The organism is Bacillus sp. CH140a_4T, assembly GCF_008923725.1.
Lineage (GTDB): Bacteria > Bacillota > Bacilli > Bacillales > Bacillaceae_G > Bacillus_A.
The window spans coordinates 610,495-626,549 of the sequence record NZ_WBPF01000021.1 but is presented as its reverse complement, the minus strand read 5'-3'; the positions used below and the strand labels follow the sequence as shown (position 1 = coordinate 626,549).

General features: G+C 34.4%; 15 protein-coding genes, 1 pseudogene and 1 other annotated feature. Of the genes and pseudogenes, 15 read left to right on the top strand and 1 reads right to left on the bottom strand.

Going from position 1 to position 16,055, the window contains the following annotated elements; all coding sequences use genetic code 11:
• Positions 1–89 precede the first annotated feature (89 nt).
• From F8162_RS24985 to F8162_RS24975, 3 genes are all read left to right on the top strand, one after another.
• A complete protein-coding gene (locus F8162_RS24985) occupies positions 90–809 on the top strand; it encodes a 3-ketoacyl-ACP reductase (protein WP_002012353.1) in 720 nt (239 codons plus the stop codon).
• 361 nt (positions 810–1,170) lie between these two features.
• Positions 1,171–2,043: an aminoglycoside 6-adenylyltransferase gene (locus F8162_RS24980; protein ID WP_151630771.1), complete on the top strand. Its 873-nt coding sequence runs from the start codon at positions 1,171–1,173 to the stop codon at positions 2,041–2,043.
• A gap of 117 nt (positions 2,044–2,160) precedes the next feature.
• Entirely contained in the window at positions 2,161–2,988 is an 828-nt protein-coding gene (locus F8162_RS24975) for a peptidoglycan-N-acetylglucosamine deacetylase (protein WP_151630770.1), read from the top strand.
• Positions 2,989–3,076: 88 nt separating this feature from the next.
• On the opposite strand, the gene F8162_RS24970 is transcribed toward F8162_RS24975, so the two are convergent.
• The gene (locus F8162_RS24970) at positions 3,077–3,685 is read right to left on the bottom strand and encodes an NUDIX hydrolase (protein WP_151630769.1); all 609 of its coding nucleotides are present in this window, start codon (positions 3,683–3,685) and stop codon (positions 3,077–3,079) included.
• 81 nt (positions 3,686–3,766) lie between these two features.
• On the opposite strand from F8162_RS24970, the gene F8162_RS24965 reads away from it, so the two are divergent.
• The 12 genes and pseudogenes from F8162_RS24965 to F8162_RS24910 all read left to right on the top strand — a co-directional run bounded on the left by F8162_RS24965 (position 3,767) and on the right by F8162_RS24910 (position 15,953).
• Positions 3,767–4,405, top strand: a complete 639-nt coding sequence (locus F8162_RS24965) for a pyridoxamine 5'-phosphate oxidase family protein (protein WP_151630768.1) — start codon at positions 3,767–3,769, stop codon at positions 4,403–4,405.
• Between the two features lie 236 nt (positions 4,406–4,641).
• Positions 4,642–4,873, top strand: a binding site (T-box leader).
• Positions 4,874–5,027: 154 nt separating this feature from the next.
• Entirely contained in the window at positions 5,028–6,323 is a 1,296-nt protein-coding gene (locus tag F8162_RS24960; protein ID WP_151630767.1) for a homoserine dehydrogenase, read from the top strand.
• A complete protein-coding gene (gene thrC, locus F8162_RS24955) occupies positions 6,316–7,374 on the top strand; it encodes a threonine synthase (protein WP_151630766.1) in 1,059 nt (352 codons plus the stop codon). Before F8162_RS24960 ends, thrC begins: the two co-directional genes overlap by 8 nt.
• Positions 7,371–8,264: a homoserine kinase gene (gene thrB, locus F8162_RS24950; RefSeq protein WP_151630765.1), complete on the top strand. Its 894-nt coding sequence runs from the start codon at positions 7,371–7,373 to the stop codon at positions 8,262–8,264. Before thrC ends, thrB begins: the two co-directional genes overlap by 4 nt.
• Positions 8,265–8,376: 112 nt before the next feature.
• A complete protein-coding gene (locus F8162_RS24945; protein ID WP_151630764.1) occupies positions 8,377–8,586 on the top strand; it encodes a DUF6366 family protein in 210 nt (69 codons plus the stop codon).
• Positions 8,587–8,799: 213 nt separating this feature from the next.
• The gene (locus tag F8162_RS24940; RefSeq protein WP_225990182.1) at positions 8,800–11,103 is read left to right on the top strand and encodes a glycoside hydrolase; all 2,304 of its coding nucleotides are present in this window, start codon (positions 8,800–8,802) and stop codon (positions 11,101–11,103) included.
• 299 nt (positions 11,104–11,402) lie between these two features.
• Positions 11,403–12,410 carry an LCP family protein gene (locus tag F8162_RS24935; protein WP_192797665.1) on the top strand — a complete coding sequence of 336 codons (1,008 nt, stop codon included), beginning with the start codon at positions 11,403–11,405 and terminating at the stop codon, positions 12,408–12,410.
• 78 nt (positions 12,411–12,488) lie between these two features.
• A pseudogene (locus F8162_RS24930) lies at positions 12,489–12,934 on the top strand (ATP-binding protein); the annotation flags it as partial.
• Between the two features lie 71 nt (positions 12,935–13,005).
• A complete protein-coding gene (locus F8162_RS24925) occupies positions 13,006–13,824 on the top strand; it encodes a peptidoglycan-N-acetylglucosamine deacetylase (RefSeq protein WP_151630761.1) in 819 nt (272 codons plus the stop codon).
• Positions 13,825–13,838: 14 nt separating this feature from the next.
• On the top strand, positions 13,839–14,495 hold the full coding sequence (locus tag F8162_RS24920; protein ID WP_151630760.1) for a YkyA family protein: 657 nt from the start codon (positions 13,839–13,841) through the stop codon (positions 14,493–14,495).
• 159 nt (positions 14,496–14,654) lie between these two features.
• Complete coding sequence (locus tag F8162_RS24915) at positions 14,655–15,335, top strand: MgtC/SapB family protein (protein ID WP_000119503.1); 681 nt, start codon at positions 14,655–14,657, stop codon at positions 15,333–15,335.
• A gap of 96 nt (positions 15,336–15,431) precedes the next feature.
• Positions 15,432–15,953: a GNAT family N-acetyltransferase gene (locus F8162_RS24910; protein ID WP_151631743.1), complete on the top strand. Its 522-nt coding sequence runs from the start codon at positions 15,432–15,434 to the stop codon at positions 15,951–15,953.
• Positions 15,954–16,055: the final 102 nt, after the last annotated feature.

The window sequence follows — 16,055 nt, the reverse complement described above, 5'->3', positions numbered from 1 at the left end:
GCACATGAAAGTGCATCATTGCCTTTTTACATAAACATAGATACAATTTTAATATAATACATAACTGAGATGATTAAGGAGTGTTATACTTGGCAGAATTATTACAAGGCAAAAATGCTTTAATTACAGGAGCAGGTAGAGGGATTGGTCGTGCTGTAGCAATCGCATTAGCGAAAGAAGGCGTAAATGTAGGTCTATTAGCTCGCTCAGAAGAAAACTTAAAAGCTGTAGCGAAAGAAGTAGAAGCGGAAGGCGTAAAAGCTGTTATTGCGACTGCTGATGTTTCTTCATACGAAGAAGTGACTACTGCGATTGAGACGTTAAAAAATGGTTTAGGATCTATCGATATTTTAATTAATAACGCTGGTATTTCTAAGTTCGGTAAGTTTTTAGAATTAGAAGTTGCTGATTGGGAAAAAATCATTCAAGTAAACTTAATGGGTGTATACTATGCAACTCGTGCAGCTTTACCAAGCATGATTGAACAACAATCTGGTGATATTATTAATATTTCATCTACAGCAGGACAAAAAGGTGCACCTGTAACAAGTGCATATAGTGCTTCTAAATTTGGTGTTCTTGGCTTAACAGAATCGTTAGCGATGGAAGTTCGCAAACATAACATTCGTGTAACAGCTTTAACTCCAAGTACAGTAGCAACGGATATGGCTGTAGATTTAGGATTAACTGATGGAAACCCAGATAAAGTAATGCAAGCAGAAGATATTGCAGAGTTTATCGTAGCGCAGCTGAAATTAAATAAACGTACATTTATTAAATCAGCAGGACTTTGGTCTACTAATCCGTAAGGGATAAATTTATAAACAAAAGAAGGGATATCTATTCTGTAATGGAGTAGGTGTCCCTTCTTTATTTTTACATGACACGGAATGCTCTGTATAATCTAATGTAAATGATAAATAACTTTAAAAAGAAATATTTCGTTTCTAAGAATTAATAGCGGATAAGTCGTGTGTAAGTGCTACAACGTGGAAGTAAAGGGATACGATTGATGGATATGGCAGTCGTAAAAGAATAACGAAAGGAGATAAAAAGATGAAAAAGAAATTTCAAAAATTATAACATGTATCGTGTGCAACGCAGCTAGCTCGTGGACCTCCAACACGCATAAAAATATAAGTTAATATAAAAATTGGAGGTTAGGAATAGATGAGAACTGAAAAAGAAATGTTAGACTTAATTATGGATACAGCGAAAGAGGATGGAAGAGTTCGAGCTGTCATCATGAATGGATCACGTGTAAATCCAAATGTGAAAAAAGATTGTTTTCAAGACTATGACATTATGTATGTTGTAAATGATATACAATCTTTTACGTCAAATCATAATTGGATTCATAGATTTGGAGAAATTATGATTGTGCAAATGCCAGAAGAAATGTCGTTACTTCCAGCAGATGAAGACGGGAAATTTCCGTATTTAATGCAGTTCATGGATGGAAATCGAATTGATTTAACGCTAGTTCCATTTGATTTGATAAATAAGTTCGTTGGGCAAGATAGTTTAAGTAAACTGCTTCTTGATAAAGATGATGGTATGAATGAATTTCTACCAGCAAGCGATAGGGATTACTTAATAAAAAAGCCTACAGAAAAAGATTTTTTAGATTGCTGTAATGAATTTGGGTGGTGTAGTACGAATGTGGCAAAAGGGTTATGGAGAGAGGAACTTTCTTATGTGAAAGGGATGCTTGATGGCCCAGTACGAGATATGTTAATTGTAATGCTAGAATGGCATATTGGTATGAAAACAGACTTTACAGTTAATGCAGGAAAGTTTGGGAAGCATTTCGAGCAACATATGGAAAAAGATATGTGGGAGCAATTTAAAAGGACTTTTTCTAATGCAGAATATGAAAACATATGGGAGTCATTCTTTGTCATGGGTAATTTATTTAGGGAAGTAGCGAACGAAATTGCTAACACATATGGATATCAGTACCCGCAAGGTGATGAGGACAGAGTGACAAGCTATTTAAAACATGTGAAAGCTTTGCCGAAAGATAGTGCATCGATTTATTAATAATATAAAGCAGTAAGACTGTCCTAATTAGGGACAGTCTTATTTTTGTTCATGAATAGGAATTTCTCTAACAAAGTGCAGGTGAATCACATATGAAACTTTAGGGAGGTTTTTATCATGTATTATTTTTATTCGCCAGAAATATTTGCTCCATATCAATGGGGACTAGAACGAGATGTTTCGTATGGATATATGCCATATAACTCATTTTATTATGGAGACTATATAAGTTCATTGCCAAACGCATATATCCCGCAAAACTATGAAGTAAAACTGCGAGCAGATGAGCGTGGATCGTGGACACCATTTTCGTGGGTCGAAAAATATGCGTATGCATTTTCAGGACCATACAATAAGGCGGAAGTCGCTCTTACATTTGATGATGGACCAGATTTAGAATTTACGCCGAAAATTTTAGATAAGTTAAAACAACATAATGTAAAAGCTACTTTTTTCTTACTTGGTGAAAATGCAGAAAAGTTTCCGAATGTAGTAAAGCGTATTGCGAATGAAGGGCATGTAATTGGTAATCATACGTATAGCCATCCGAACTTAGCGAAAGTAAATGAGGCGGAGTACCGTAATCAAATTATAAAAACAGAAGAAATATTAAATCGTTTAGCTGGCTATGCACCGAAGTTTATTCGTCCACCATACGGTGAAATACTTGAAAATCAATTGAAGTGGGCAACAGAGCAAAATTTTATGATTGTACAGTGGAGTGTTGATACAGTTGATTGGAAAGGTGTAAGTGCTGACACGATCACAAATAATGTGTTAGGGAATTCATTTCCTGGTAGTGTCATACTTCAGCATTCAACACCAGGTGGGCATTTGCAAGGATCTGTAGATGCGCTAGACGAAATGGTTCCACAGTTAAAAACGAAAGGGGCACGCTTTGTAACGCTGCCAAGTATGTTCCAAACATCGAAAGAGAGAAAATAAATTGGAGTTTAAATCAGTCGGGTATTGTCAATCAGCCACTATTAAGAATAGGACTCCCAAGTACTTTAAAATGGGAGTCCTATTTTATTTATAAACTATTATTTTCTAGTAAGTCTTTTCCTTGCTTTATAACAAATTCATAGTATGCAAGATCATATGGATAAATATCTTCAAATGTTATAGTTATCGGTTTATTGTTTAAAACAGAAATAGCCGTAAAAGATGGAATCTCTCTTTTTAATAGTTGTAGAAAAGAGGTTGCATGTATTTTCATCACATCGTCTACTTCTTCACCTGGTGCGAATGGAAGTCGATTGATGACATTGTGAAAATACATATGACAAAACTCGCGATCCGTAAGGTTTGAAATTTCATAATCTATTTTAAAGATTCCTTTGTATGCTAAATCAGTAGTTTGAAAGGAAAGCCCTAATTCTTCTTCAATTTCACGAAGACCGCCACTTTCTACTTCTTCATCATGCATAATATGTCCAGCTGAAGTAATGTCCCAAATGTTCGGAGCTTCTTTTTTATTTTTAGAGCGTAATTGGAAATATAAAAACATATCTTCAGTATCTTTTTCTACAAACCAACAATGAAATGTTTCGTGCCAATCACCGTCACGATGCACTTCATCACGTAATTTCTTCCCGAGTATATTTCTTTTAGTGTCAAATATTGTTAACCACTCTGTCATTTAAATTCCCCTTTCTGCAAATTTTATTATACAATATTAGTATTGAATTTTGGGAAAATAAAGAAAAAGGGGTGCGTATACGTGGGAATAGAAAGTAAGGAAATAAAATCGATTATTTCAGCAGAGGAAGAATTACGGGAAATATTAGGGCAACCAAGTGAGCGAGCTTTGAAAAAAGTTATTTCATCCTTAGACCACCATTGTATAGATTTTCTGGCCAAATCTCCTTTTCTAGTATTATCTACTGCAAATAAATTAGGAAAGTGTGATGCTTCGCCGAGAGGAGACGCACCTGGATTTGTATACGTATTAAATAATAATAAAATTATCATTCCAGAAAGACCAGGCAATCGTCGTATAGACTCCATTTTGAATATTATTTCAAATCCACACGTAGGGTTACTCTTTTTGATCCCTGGTCTTGGGGAGACGCTCCGAATAAATGGCCGAGCATATATTACAAACGATGAAGAAATTTTGCAAGAAATGCAGGCGAATAGACGCAATCCGTCACTTGGAATTGTTGTGGAAGTAGAGGAATGCTATATTCATTGTGCAAAAGCTTTTATTCGTTCTAATATGTGGAATCCAGAATCTTGGTTAAATAAAAAAGAGTTACCTTCAGCAGCAAAAATGTTGTTGGAGCATGCGAAAGTGAATGCTTCAGAAGAAGATGTTGCCCGTTCTTTAGAAGAAAGTTATACGAAAAGATTGTATTGAAAAAACTTTATTAATATAGTTTTGTAAGGTGGATATGTACGCGTTTTAAAATGGGATATTTATATATGAACTGTTGATTTAAAAGCTGGGGTGAATTGCAAAATAGGTAAATCGAGCGACAGTTGTAAAATGTTATTGTGAAATATAATGAAAAATGATTTTGAAAATAGTTAGTAAAAATAGGCTTGCTTTTTAAAAAATTGATAACTATAATAAGTTAACAAATAGACATGAACGAAAAAGTATCGATAAGGACATGAAATCATTTTTACGGTTTACAGAGAGGGAAGTCAAGGGTGTGAGCTTCCTAACACGAGAAATGATTTTACCACCTTTGAACTTCAATAGTGAACGAGTAATCTAGTAATTATTGACGGAATCAGCCGTTATCTGAACTTGAGCAATCTAGAAGGAAATAAGTCTGGGTTGGAACAAGGGTGGAACCACGAAAACACATTCGTCCCTTTCCTAGGGATGAGTGTGTTTTTTTATTACTTTGAAAGGAGGTGCTGTAACATGAAACGATTTGTAAGTACGGAAATAACCACCACCTGCATGATTAAAAAGCAGAGCAAGGTGATTGATCGAGATAAAAAATAAGGTTGTAGGAGGAGATTAGAAGATGAATAACGTTATTAATGTTGGGGTGTTAGGCTTAGGTACGGTCGGAAGTGGTGTTGTCCATATTTTGAAAGAACATTATAAAAAAATTGCACTTGATACAGGGTATGAAGTGAAGGTAAAGACAGTCGTTGTACGTGACTTAGAAAAAGAACGTGATGTTTGCATTGATGGGATCGTAGTAACAAGTCATGTCGATGAAGTTCTAAATGATCCAAATATTGATATTGTAGTAGAGGTAATGGGCGGAATTGAAGAAGCAAAGCAGCATATTGTTAAGGCTTTACGAAATGAGAAACATGTCGTAACAGCAAATAAGGATTTAATGGCTGTATACGGTGCAGAACTTCTCCAACTGGCAAACGATAATGATTGTGATTTATGTTATGAAGCAAGTGTAGCGGGCGGTATTCCAGTGTTAAGAGGGTTAACAGACGGATTAGCTTCAGATCACATTGAAAAAATAATGGGAATTGTAAATGGAACAACAAATTACATGTTAACAAAGATGAGTCAAAATGGATGGTCGTATGAAGAGGCTTTACAAGAAGCGCAAAAATTAGGTTTCGCAGAATCGGATCCAACAGCGGATGTAGATGGGTTAGATGCGGCAAGAAAGGTAGCCATTCTTGCAAACTTAGGTTTTTCGATGAATGTTTCTTTAGATGATGTGCAAGTAAGAGGGATTCGAAAGGTCGAAAAAGAAGATTTACAAATGGCTGAAAAGTTAGGATTTACTATGAAATTAATTGGTAAGGCAGAGAAACAAGGATCAGCCATTCATTTAAGTGTAGAACCGACTCTTTTACCAAGTCATCATCCATTATCGAATGTAAATAATGAATTTAATGCAGTATATGTTCACGGTCAAGCAGTAGGAGAAGTAATGTTTTACGGACCTGGAGCTGGAAAATTGCCGACTGGTTCTGCTGTAGTAAGTGATATTATTTCAATCGTTAAAAATATGAATCAAGTTCCGAAAAATAAAAGTGTGTTAAAAGAACCAGAGCCATATGAGTTACAAGGGGATGAAGAAGTCGTTTCGAAATATTTCTTACGTATTTCATTACGAGATGAACCTGGGATGTTACAAAAAATAACGGAATGTTTCGTTAATTATTCTGTAAGTTTAAAAGAAGTTATTCAATTACCTTTAAATCGTGAACTTGCAGAAGTTGTTGTTGTGACACATCAGACTTCAAAGTATCAATTTGAACGAGTTTTAGGAGCGATAGAAGATGTCGCAAGTGAAATAAATAGCTACTACATTATTGAGGAGGAAAAACAATATGTATAAAGGATTATTAAAACAGTATAATTCTTATTTACCGGTGAATGAAAATACACCCGATATTAGCTTAATGGAAGGGAATACACCGCTTATTCCGTTATTAAATATATCAAAAAAATTAGGAATTCAGTTATACGGTAAGTATGAAGGAGCGAATCCGACAGGTTCTTTTAAAGATCGTGGTATGGTAATGGCTGTTGCGAAGGCGAAAGAAGAAGGTTCAGAGGCAATCATTTGTGCGTCAACAGGTAATACATCAGCATCGGCCGCAGCATACGCGGCACGCCTTGGAATGAAATGTATTATCGTAATCCCAGAAGGAAAGATTGCTCACGGAAAATTAGCGCAAGCAGTTGCTTACGGAGCTGAAATCATTTCAATAGAAGGAAATTTTGATGATGCACTTAAGGCTGTAAGAAATATCGCTGCGGAAGAGCCGATTACATTAGTAAACTCAGTGAATCCTTATCGAATTGAAGGGCAAAAAACAGCAGCATTTGAAATTTGTGATCAGTTGCAAAGTGCACCAGATGTTTTAGCGATTCCTGTTGGGAATGCTGGAAATATTACAGCGTACTGGAAAGGTTTCTGTGAATATGAGAAAGAAAAAGGCTATAAGAAGCCAAGAATTCACGGGTTTGAAGCGGAAGGAGCAGCAGCAATTGTAAAAGGACATGTCATTGAAGAACCTGAAACAATTGCAACAGCAATTCGCATCGGTAACCCAGCAAGTTGGTCATATGCCGTAGAGGCCGCCGAACAGTCTCATGGTGAAATAGATATGGTATCAGATGAAGAAATTTTACATGCGTATAGATTATTAGCAAAATCGGAAGGGGTTTTCGCTGAGCCAGGATCAAATGCTTCATTAGCCGGCGTAATTAAACATGTTCAATCTGGAAAAATCAAAAAAGGAGAAACAGTTGTTGCAGTATTAACTGGAAACGGGTTGAAAGATCCTGATATCGCAATTTCTTCTAATACATTAGACATTGCAACTGTTTCAAATAATATAGAACAAATTAAAGAGCATATTAAAGGGGTGATTATGTCGTGATACCATTAAGTATTCGTGTTCCTGCTAGTACAGCGAATGTTGGGCCTGGATTTGATTCAGTGGGAATAGCTTTGTCATTGTATTTAAATGTAGTAGTAAAAGAGAAGGCTGATAAATGGCAAGTGATCCACTCCTTTGAAGAGTCAATTCCGGCAGACGATAAAAATTTAATCGTTAGCACGGCATGTAAAGTATGTCCTTCTTTATCACCCCATATAATAGAAGTTACTAGTAATATCCCGCTAACAAGAGGCCTAGGAAGTAGTGCATCAGCAATTGTAGCTGGGATAGAGCTTGCGAATCAACTTGGCAATTTGAACTTAACAACTGATCGAAAAGTTCAAATTGCTACAAATTTTGAAGGACATCCAGATAATGTTGCTGCTTCTATATTAGGAGGAACTGTAATCGGAGCACTTGATGGAAAGAATGTTTCGGTTGTAAGAATCGAAAGTAAGGAATTAGGCGTAATTTCTCTTATTCCGAATGAAGAGTTAAATACAGAGGAAAGCCGATCTGTATTACCAGATGTGTTTCCGTTTCATGAAGCTGTTAAGGCTAGTGCAATAAGCAATGTATTAGTAGCCGCGTTTTGTCAAAAGAAGTGGGAAGTTGTAGGTGAAATGATGGAAAGAGATCATTTTCACGAGCCATTTCGTTTAGAACTGGTCCCGTTATTACCATCTATTCGTAAATGTGCAAAAGAATTTGGAGCATACGGCACAGCGCTTAGTGGTGCAGGCCCATCTATTTTTATATTAACGCCATATGATAAACGTCAAGAAATTGCTGAGCAATTAGCGAGAGTATTTACGTCAATGAAAGTGTGTGAGCTAGAAATCGATCATAGAGGAATTACTGTAAATAAAGAAGAACATATAGGGCTATAAAAAAGCTAGCATTGCTAGCTTTTTTTGTTGTAAATATCTTTTCAGTTGGCATATAAAAGAAAAGTAATAATGTATAATTTAGTAAAGGGTGTATTCAATTGGAGGTGATCGTATGAAGAAAGAGTCACCAGAAGAGAATAGAGAACGTATAAGGCAAAGTGAATTGAAAAATAATCCTACCGGTTCTTTACATGATGGACTCAACAGAGCTGAAACAGGTAGTCCAGTTGATATGGCGGGTGGTATGAATTGGAAAGGTACAGCGCTAGTAATTGTAGTGCTAGTGTTAGGTTATATTATATACACTTATTTTTTTAGTTAAGAAATGCATGCTAAAGCTTAGTATTATTTGCTTTTATAAGTAGTGAGGATGAAAAAACACGGTTATTGTATTACATATATTTTAAGCAGGTTAAAGTTGTCCATATAAATTTATTCTTAATACGGAAAATAGAGCTAGCGTTATGCTGGTTCTATTTTTTTGCCACATTCCTGTAACAAATCCCCTGTATATTCAGTGGTGGAGGTGCAGAAGATGAAAAAAATGATAGCGATATGTCTTCTTACAACTATGTCATTTTCGACTTTAGTCGGGTGTGATGTAAAAGGTAATAATGCTGTACAAGAGTCTAAAATAAAGAAAGCGACGTATAAAGAATTTACTTACGATGTAAATCCAGAGACTTTCACGTTAACGGTAGAACATGATGGTGTAAAGGAACAGGCGTCACAGCCGTTACCGAAAATGAAGGTGTCGAATGTAAAAAAAGACGAGGGGCGTACATCTTGGGAATATCCAGATCAACAAGTAAAAGTGAATGTAGAAAAGAAAAAAGATCATTTAAATATTGAAGTGGAATCAATTGGTGCAGAAAGCTTCACATGGCCGAAAGTACAAGCTGAAAATTATACACTTCCGTTATGGGAAGGAAAGCGAATTCCGAGTAATGATGAAAATTGGAAGAAGTTTTTAAAGGATGATGCATATTCATTTGCTGAATCATTTTCTATGAAGTTTTTTGCGTTAAATGGTTCGAAATATTCCATTGTATATATTGTGAACAATATGTTTAATAATGAATTGAAATTTCATGCGGATCCGAAAATAGGATTTGATTTTATACATGAATTCCCGAGTATAAATAAAAATAAAACATATGGATTTCAATTATATGTGACAAATAATGATGCAGTCAGTATTGCTAAACTGTATAAGGATAATATTGCTGGAAAAGGTGAATTTAAAACATTACAAGAAAAAGCTAGAAAAAATAAAGAGATTGAAAAACTTTATGGTGCGGCTCATTTTTATTTTTGGAATCAAAATGGTTTGTCTGACAGTAACGTAAATTGGCCGAAGATAAGAGAGCAAATAAATAGTCCTGTGTTCAGTCATATAAAAGAGCTTATTCAAAAGAATAGTTCAGAGCCTGGGGAGCTGAATGTATTTGAGCAAGTAAGTAAACAAGATTTCATTGATAAGTACCAAAAAAATGTGATTTTGCGTTATATAAATGAAGTATTATCAATGAAGGAATTGTATAAGGAGGATATTTTCCAAAAAGTTGATCAGAACGCTAGTGAGTTATTAAACAAAGGTGTAGATCATTTATCGAACATGGAGTTATATAACTTAAATAAGCATGTATTAAAATCAGCGCTCGGTGATGCGATTGAAGACGTAAGTAAATGGGGTAAGGCAGATGGAACAGATATTATAAAGGAAATGAAAGCGGCAGGAATAGACAATGCGTGGATTGGTTTACCAAACTGGGAACAAGGCTATATGCAGCCTAATTTCGTGACAGAAGCTAAGAAAATGGGATATTTAGTTGGTCCGTATGATTCTTACCATTCTATTCACGAAAAAGCTGATAAAAATTGGAATACAGCTTCTTTTCATGATCCATCGTTATATGAAGAGGCAACTGTGACGAAGAAAAATGGTGAAAAGGTGCAAGGGTTTTTAGGAAGAGGGCGAAAATTAAATCCAACTTTATCTCTTCCTAGTGTAAAAGAGCGAATGAACGATATATTACAAAATGGGCCTAAATACAATTCATGGTTTATTGATTGTGATGCAACAGGGGAAATTTACGATGACTATTCGGCTAAACATATAACGACACAAGAACAAGATTTAAAAGCAAGGTTGCAACGTATGGATTATATTGCGCAAGAAAAAGGTATGGTAGTTGGATCTGAGGGTGGAAATGATTTTGCAAGTAGCACGATTGCATTTGCTCACGGCATTGAAACACCTGTTATTAAATGGGACGATGAAGATATGAGGAAAAACAAAACAAGTCCGTATTATGTGGGTGGGTATTGGTCACCGAATCAAAATGTTCCAGAAAAATATGCAAAACAAGTACCGTTAAAAGAAGAATATAAACAAGTATATTTAAATCCAGTATATTCGGTACCTTTATATAAATTAGTATACAATGATTCAGTTATTACAACACACCACTGGGAATGGGGAAGTTTGAAAGTAAAAGATGAAGTAGGAAACCGTATGCTATACGAATTATTGTATAACGTTCCGCCGTTGTACCATTTAGATGAAGTAGAGTGGAAAAAGCATAAGCAAGAAATTACGCACCATCTGAAAGTTTGGAATGAAGTTCATGAAAAGGCAGTAAAAGAAGAAATGACGAACTTTGCATATTTGTCAGAAGATAAATTAGTTCAATCTGCTTCTTATGGAAAAGATATTAAAATTATTGTGAATTTCTCGAATGAAGAAATAGAAATAGACAAGACGAAACTAAAAGCAAAATCCGCTATCATTAATAATTATGGGAAGAAAACAATGTATACACCACTTGAGAAATAGTATGAAATGTATTGTTGCATTACTAATTTTGTTCTTTAATCTTGCGGACTTTTTAGGTGGAAATCGAGCGATTCGAAATAAATACATTTATAAATCTGTAATTTAGGATGTTTTGAAGTGCTAAATATTTGAAGTTGGAAAATAGTGACTTGCTAAAAATAAGTACGAGAGTATAATGTGAAATGGAGTACATATTGGATTCATGCAGTAACCTTACAAAATTGTAAGGTAATTGAAAGGAAATTCAATATGAAGAATACTAGACATACATTATACTAGGGAAAGAGAAAGAGAGGCGAATGGATATGAGCTCTGAATTAGAACAAAATACGAGAAGCAGAAAAAAACGTTCTAAAAGAAAGTCGATAAAATGGTTCATTATAATTCCATTGTTCTTACTTATTTTTGGAGGAGTAGGGTATGGATCGTTAATATATAATAAAGCAAAAGCAGTTGTAAGTGATGCGTATGCAAAAATTGATAAATCATCAAAACGTGATAAAGAAGTTGAGCCTTTAAAGGATAACATCTCCATTTTAATTATGGGTGTAGATGGTAGTGAAATGCGAAAAAGTCAATACGGTGAGGCAGTTCGAACAGATGCACTTTTATTAGCGACAATTAATAAAGATGATAAGTCAGTTAAATTAGTAAGTATTCCGCGTGATTCACGTGTTTATATTCCATCTAGAAAAAAATTAGATAAAATTACCCACGCACACGTATTTGGTGGTGTTGAAAGTACACGAGATACTGTGGAAAGATTTTTAAATGTTCCTGTTGATTATTATGTGAAGTTTAACTTCGAATCATTCGTACAAATTGTCGATTCACTTGGTGGTATTGATATTGATGTACCAGTTACTTTCACAGAGCAAGATAGTAAAGACCAAGCAGGTATGATTCATTTAGAAAAAGGCTTCCAACATTTAAATGGAGAACAAGCACTTGCACTTGCAAGAACGCGTAAAATTGATAGTGATGCAATGCGTGGACAAAGACAACAACTTGTAATAGAAGCAATTGCTAAGAAAGCGATGTCTGTCCAATCAATTAGCAAAATGGGCTCTTTACTTGATGCGGTTGATAACAATATGAAAACGAACTTAACTTTCGATGATATGCTTGCAATTACAAAAAATATGGCAGGATCTAACTTGGAAATGGAAAAAATGCAAATTGAAGGTACGGATAAACGTATCGGTGGTATTTATTATTACATTCCAAATGAAAAAAATGTGAAAGACATTTCAAATAAATTGAATCAGCATTTAGGTGTAACACCAAAACCAGTTCGAAACGAATAATAAAAAAGATTGGCCTTTGCCAATCTTTTTTTATCGAATGGATTTGTAACTTTTCTGTAACGATTTTATATTTTAGAAAAATTATACTTAAATCTTTTTAATTTATATAAACAAAAGGGGTAAATATACGATATACTAGAGGAGATGATTTGGCAATTAACTCCTAATGCTGAAGAGAAACAAATTCAATTTATTCATACGATAGAAAGAATTGAGTTGATGGGAGATTGAAATAGGCTAAAGCATATTTTCTTGAATATTGTTCATAAGGCTATTAAATATTCACATGAAAAGGTACAATTCACATTAAAGCGACTACAAATGTAGGACAATCAGTAATAAAGGTGAAAGACGAAGAGATTGGAATTACTGCAGAGTATATACCATATATAGAACAGTCATTTTACCAGATTCATAACCGTACTACAGATGCTGGTCTTGATTTAGCTATCGTCAAAAATAGGAACAACCATTTCAATATAAATCCCATTATAATACATATAAAGTCTGTTTATATAGTGTAATAAAATAAATAGATGTGTAATTATATTGGGTGATTTATATATAAGATTAATAGGGAGAGGAATTCGATAGAATGGAAAAAGCTTTAAAAATTAAACGAGTAGTAGTCGTTTTAATAGCGATTGCAGCAGTAGCTATTGGGTATTTCATGTTTCAATCCATTACTTCACCAGCAAAGGCTGTTGCAAAACAAGAAAACGTAGTACAGCTTGCAAGTGAACAACCGAAAGTAGAAATGAATAAAACGGCACCAAGTCGTTTTAATGGAAAAGAAAGAAAAGTTGCTTATCTTACATTTGATGATGGCCCTGGGAAATATACGGCTGAATTGTTAAATATGTTAAAACAGCATGATGCGAAGGCGACGTTCTTTTTAATTGGTGCGAATGTGAAACAGTTTCCTGATTTAGTAAAACGTGAAAACGCAGAAGGTCATTATGTAGGTATGCATAGTATGACACATAATTATGCAAAGCTATATAAAAATGGCGAGTATGTAAATGAAATGAAAGAAGACCAAAGTTTGATTGCAAATATTATTGGTAAATCCCCTAAGTTAACACGTCCACCTTACGGTTCGAGCGGTTTAAATGAGGGGCTTCGAGATAAAGTGGTAGACGCCGGTTTGAAAGTATGGGACTGGACAATTGATACTGAAGACTGGAGATACAGTAAAGTACCAGTTGATGCAGCAGCAGCACAAATTGCTCAAAATGTATTAACAAATGCAACAAAACCACAGGAAGTTATTTTAATGCATGACATTCACCCGCAATCAGTAGCTGCAGTACCAGCAATTTTAAAGGGCTTAAAAGAAAAGGGTTATGAGTTTGAAGCTTATCATGAAGAGAGTCACTTCCCAGTGAACTTCTGGCATGATAACCGTATGTAATGGAGGAATGAACGTTGAAGTATGGAAAAGTAGCAGTGGTTGGAGCGTTATCAGTAGGGTTATTATCAGGTTGTTTCGGTGAAAAACCTGAAGAAAATCTATATACGGCTTTTGAAACAGCAGCAACACAAGAAAAATCTTTAGTTGATGAAGCGAAAAAGTTAGAGAAATTAGAGAATGAAGGTCAAGAACTATATTCTCAAATTTTACAAGAAGGTAAAGATCATAATGACGCTGTTATGAAGAAAATAGAGCAAGCTACTGCAAATATAGATGACCGTGAAAAAGTATTGAAAAATGAGAAAGAAATGCTAGAAAAAGCTCAGAAAGAAACAAAATCTGTTCAAGGAAATATAGAGAAGCTTGAAGATAAGAAGTTACAAAAACAAGCGAAAGTAGTAGAAGAGTCGTATAAAAACCGTTATGATGCATTCCAAAAGATGAATGAAAATTATACGAAGGCGTTAGCGACTGAAAAAGAACTGTATGAAAAATTAAAAGTAAAAGAAACGAAATTAAAAGAGATTGGTGAAAAAGTTAAGGCTGTTAATGAATTAACTGTGGAAGCACAAAAATCAAAAGAGCAATTTAACAATTTTACAAAAGAGTATAATGACAGTAAATTAGCATTCTACAAAGATGCAGAGATTAAGATTAAAGATCAGAAATAAAGAAGAATCTTAAGCGTAATAAAAAGCCGGAGAAACATCGTTACAAATGTTTTTTCGGTTTTTTACGTTGAATGAATAGAAAAGACTGGAATTGATATCATAAAAGAGTTATAGTGAATTATTCCAAGGGAAACATTGTAAAGTAAGGAGACTGGAAATATGTCATATGAATTTTTACTCAAATTAGGTTTAGCACTCTTTTTAGGATTATTCATCGGGATAGATAGGCAGCTAAAGAATAAACCGCTTGGTGTGAAAACAAGTATGGTTATTTCTGTAGCAAGTTGTTTAATTACGATGGTTTCAATTGAAGCTGTACATGTATATTCTGTTCCAGGGCATACAAATATGGATCCAATGCGTCTAGCTGCTCAAATTGTGAGTGGGATTGGTTTTCTTGGGGCAGGTGTTATTTTACGAAGAAGTAATGATGTCATTTCTGGATTAACGACAGCTTCTATGGTATGGGCTGCCTCAGCTTTAGGTATAGCAATTGGGGCAGGATTTTATTTACAAGCGACGGTTGCTATGATTTTAATTATTTTAGCAATTAACGTACTTCCACAACTCGTGAAAATTGCAGGTCCGTATTCATTAAGACAAAAGGATTTATCTATAAAAATTACTGTAAAAGAGCATCATGAGTTAGATGGTATATTTAAGCAAATTAAAAATTTAGGTATGCATGTGAAACGCGTAAAAATTAAAGATATAGATAGTGGAGCATTTCAACAACTGGAAATGGTTATTTTAGCTCCAGAAGATTTATATACAACAGAGTTGTATAGTTCTCTGAAAGAGATTGATCGTGTTGTTTCAGTTGAAGTGGAAAGTAGATAATTGTGATAAAAAAGAGTGAAGTGCATTCACTCTTTTTTCATTTGGATTTTTAAGGAAAGAAATTGATATAATGATGAATAAAAAGGGGGAGAAATGATGGAAATACATATTAGAAGAGCGATAAAAGATGATATACGAGGTATAGCAAAGGTGCATGTTGATAGCTGGAGGACAACGTATAAAGGGATATTTGCTGACGAATTTTTAGAAAATATAACATATGAGCAACGAGAAAAACAATGGGAAAACATTTTTCAACAAGAAGATAAATACCAATATAGATTTGTAGCAGAGACGTTAGATGGAACTATAATCGGATTCATTGATGGGGGAGTTGAAAGAAGTGGTGCGTATAATTGTGATGGGGAATTATATGCGATCTACCTTTTACAGTCGTATCAAGGAATGAAAATAGGAAAACAGTTATTTCAAGCTTTATTATCGGAATGTATAAACAATGATATGCAATCACTTTTAGTTTGGGTAGTTACGAATAACCCTTCTAAAAAGTTTTATGAAAAATTTAATCCAGAAAAAATTGATACAAAATTTTTAGAGCGAGTACAGGTAGAAGAGACAGCATATTGTTGGAGAGATTTAAATAATATTATTATGTAAACTTTATGTTTAAAAGAGGTATACCAATTAAGGTATACCTCTTTTATTTAACTATTTTGGATGGATTACTAATGAAAATAGTAAGTATGTAGTTTGAAATTG

Excerpts from the sequence above, each read along its gene's own strand:
- F8162_RS24980 (WP_151630771.1), top strand. The coding sequence starts at position 1,171 with ATGAGAACTGAAAAAGAAATGTTAGACTTAATTATGGATACAGCGAAA.
- F8162_RS24975 (WP_151630770.1), top strand. The coding sequence starts at position 2,161 with ATGTATTATTTTTATTCGCCAGAAATATTTGCTCCATATCAATGGGGA.
- F8162_RS24970 (WP_151630769.1), bottom strand. The coding sequence starts at position 3,685 with ATGACAGAGTGGTTAACAATATTTGACACTAAAAGAAATATACTCGGG.
- F8162_RS24960 (WP_151630767.1), top strand. The coding sequence starts at position 5,028 with ATGAATAACGTTATTAATGTTGGGGTGTTAGGCTTAGGTACGGTCGGA.
- thrC (WP_151630766.1), top strand. The coding sequence starts at position 6,316 with ATGTATAAAGGATTATTAAAACAGTATAATTCTTATTTACCGGTGAAT.
- F8162_RS24945 (WP_151630764.1), top strand. The coding sequence starts at position 8,377 with ATGAAGAAAGAGTCACCAGAAGAGAATAGAGAACGTATAAGGCAAAGT.
- F8162_RS24940 (WP_225990182.1), top strand. The coding sequence starts at position 8,800 with ATGAAAAAAATGATAGCGATATGTCTTCTTACAACTATGTCATTTTCG.
- F8162_RS24935 (WP_192797665.1), top strand. The coding sequence starts at position 11,403 with ATGGATATGAGCTCTGAATTAGAACAAAATACGAGAAGCAGAAAAAAA.
- F8162_RS24925 (WP_151630761.1), top strand. The coding sequence starts at position 13,006 with ATGGAAAAAGCTTTAAAAATTAAACGAGTAGTAGTCGTTTTAATAGCG.
- F8162_RS24915 (WP_000119503.1), top strand. The coding sequence starts at position 14,655 with ATGTCATATGAATTTTTACTCAAATTAGGTTTAGCACTCTTTTTAGGA.
- F8162_RS24910 (WP_151631743.1), top strand. The coding sequence starts at position 15,432 with ATGGAAATACATATTAGAAGAGCGATAAAAGATGATATACGAGGTATA.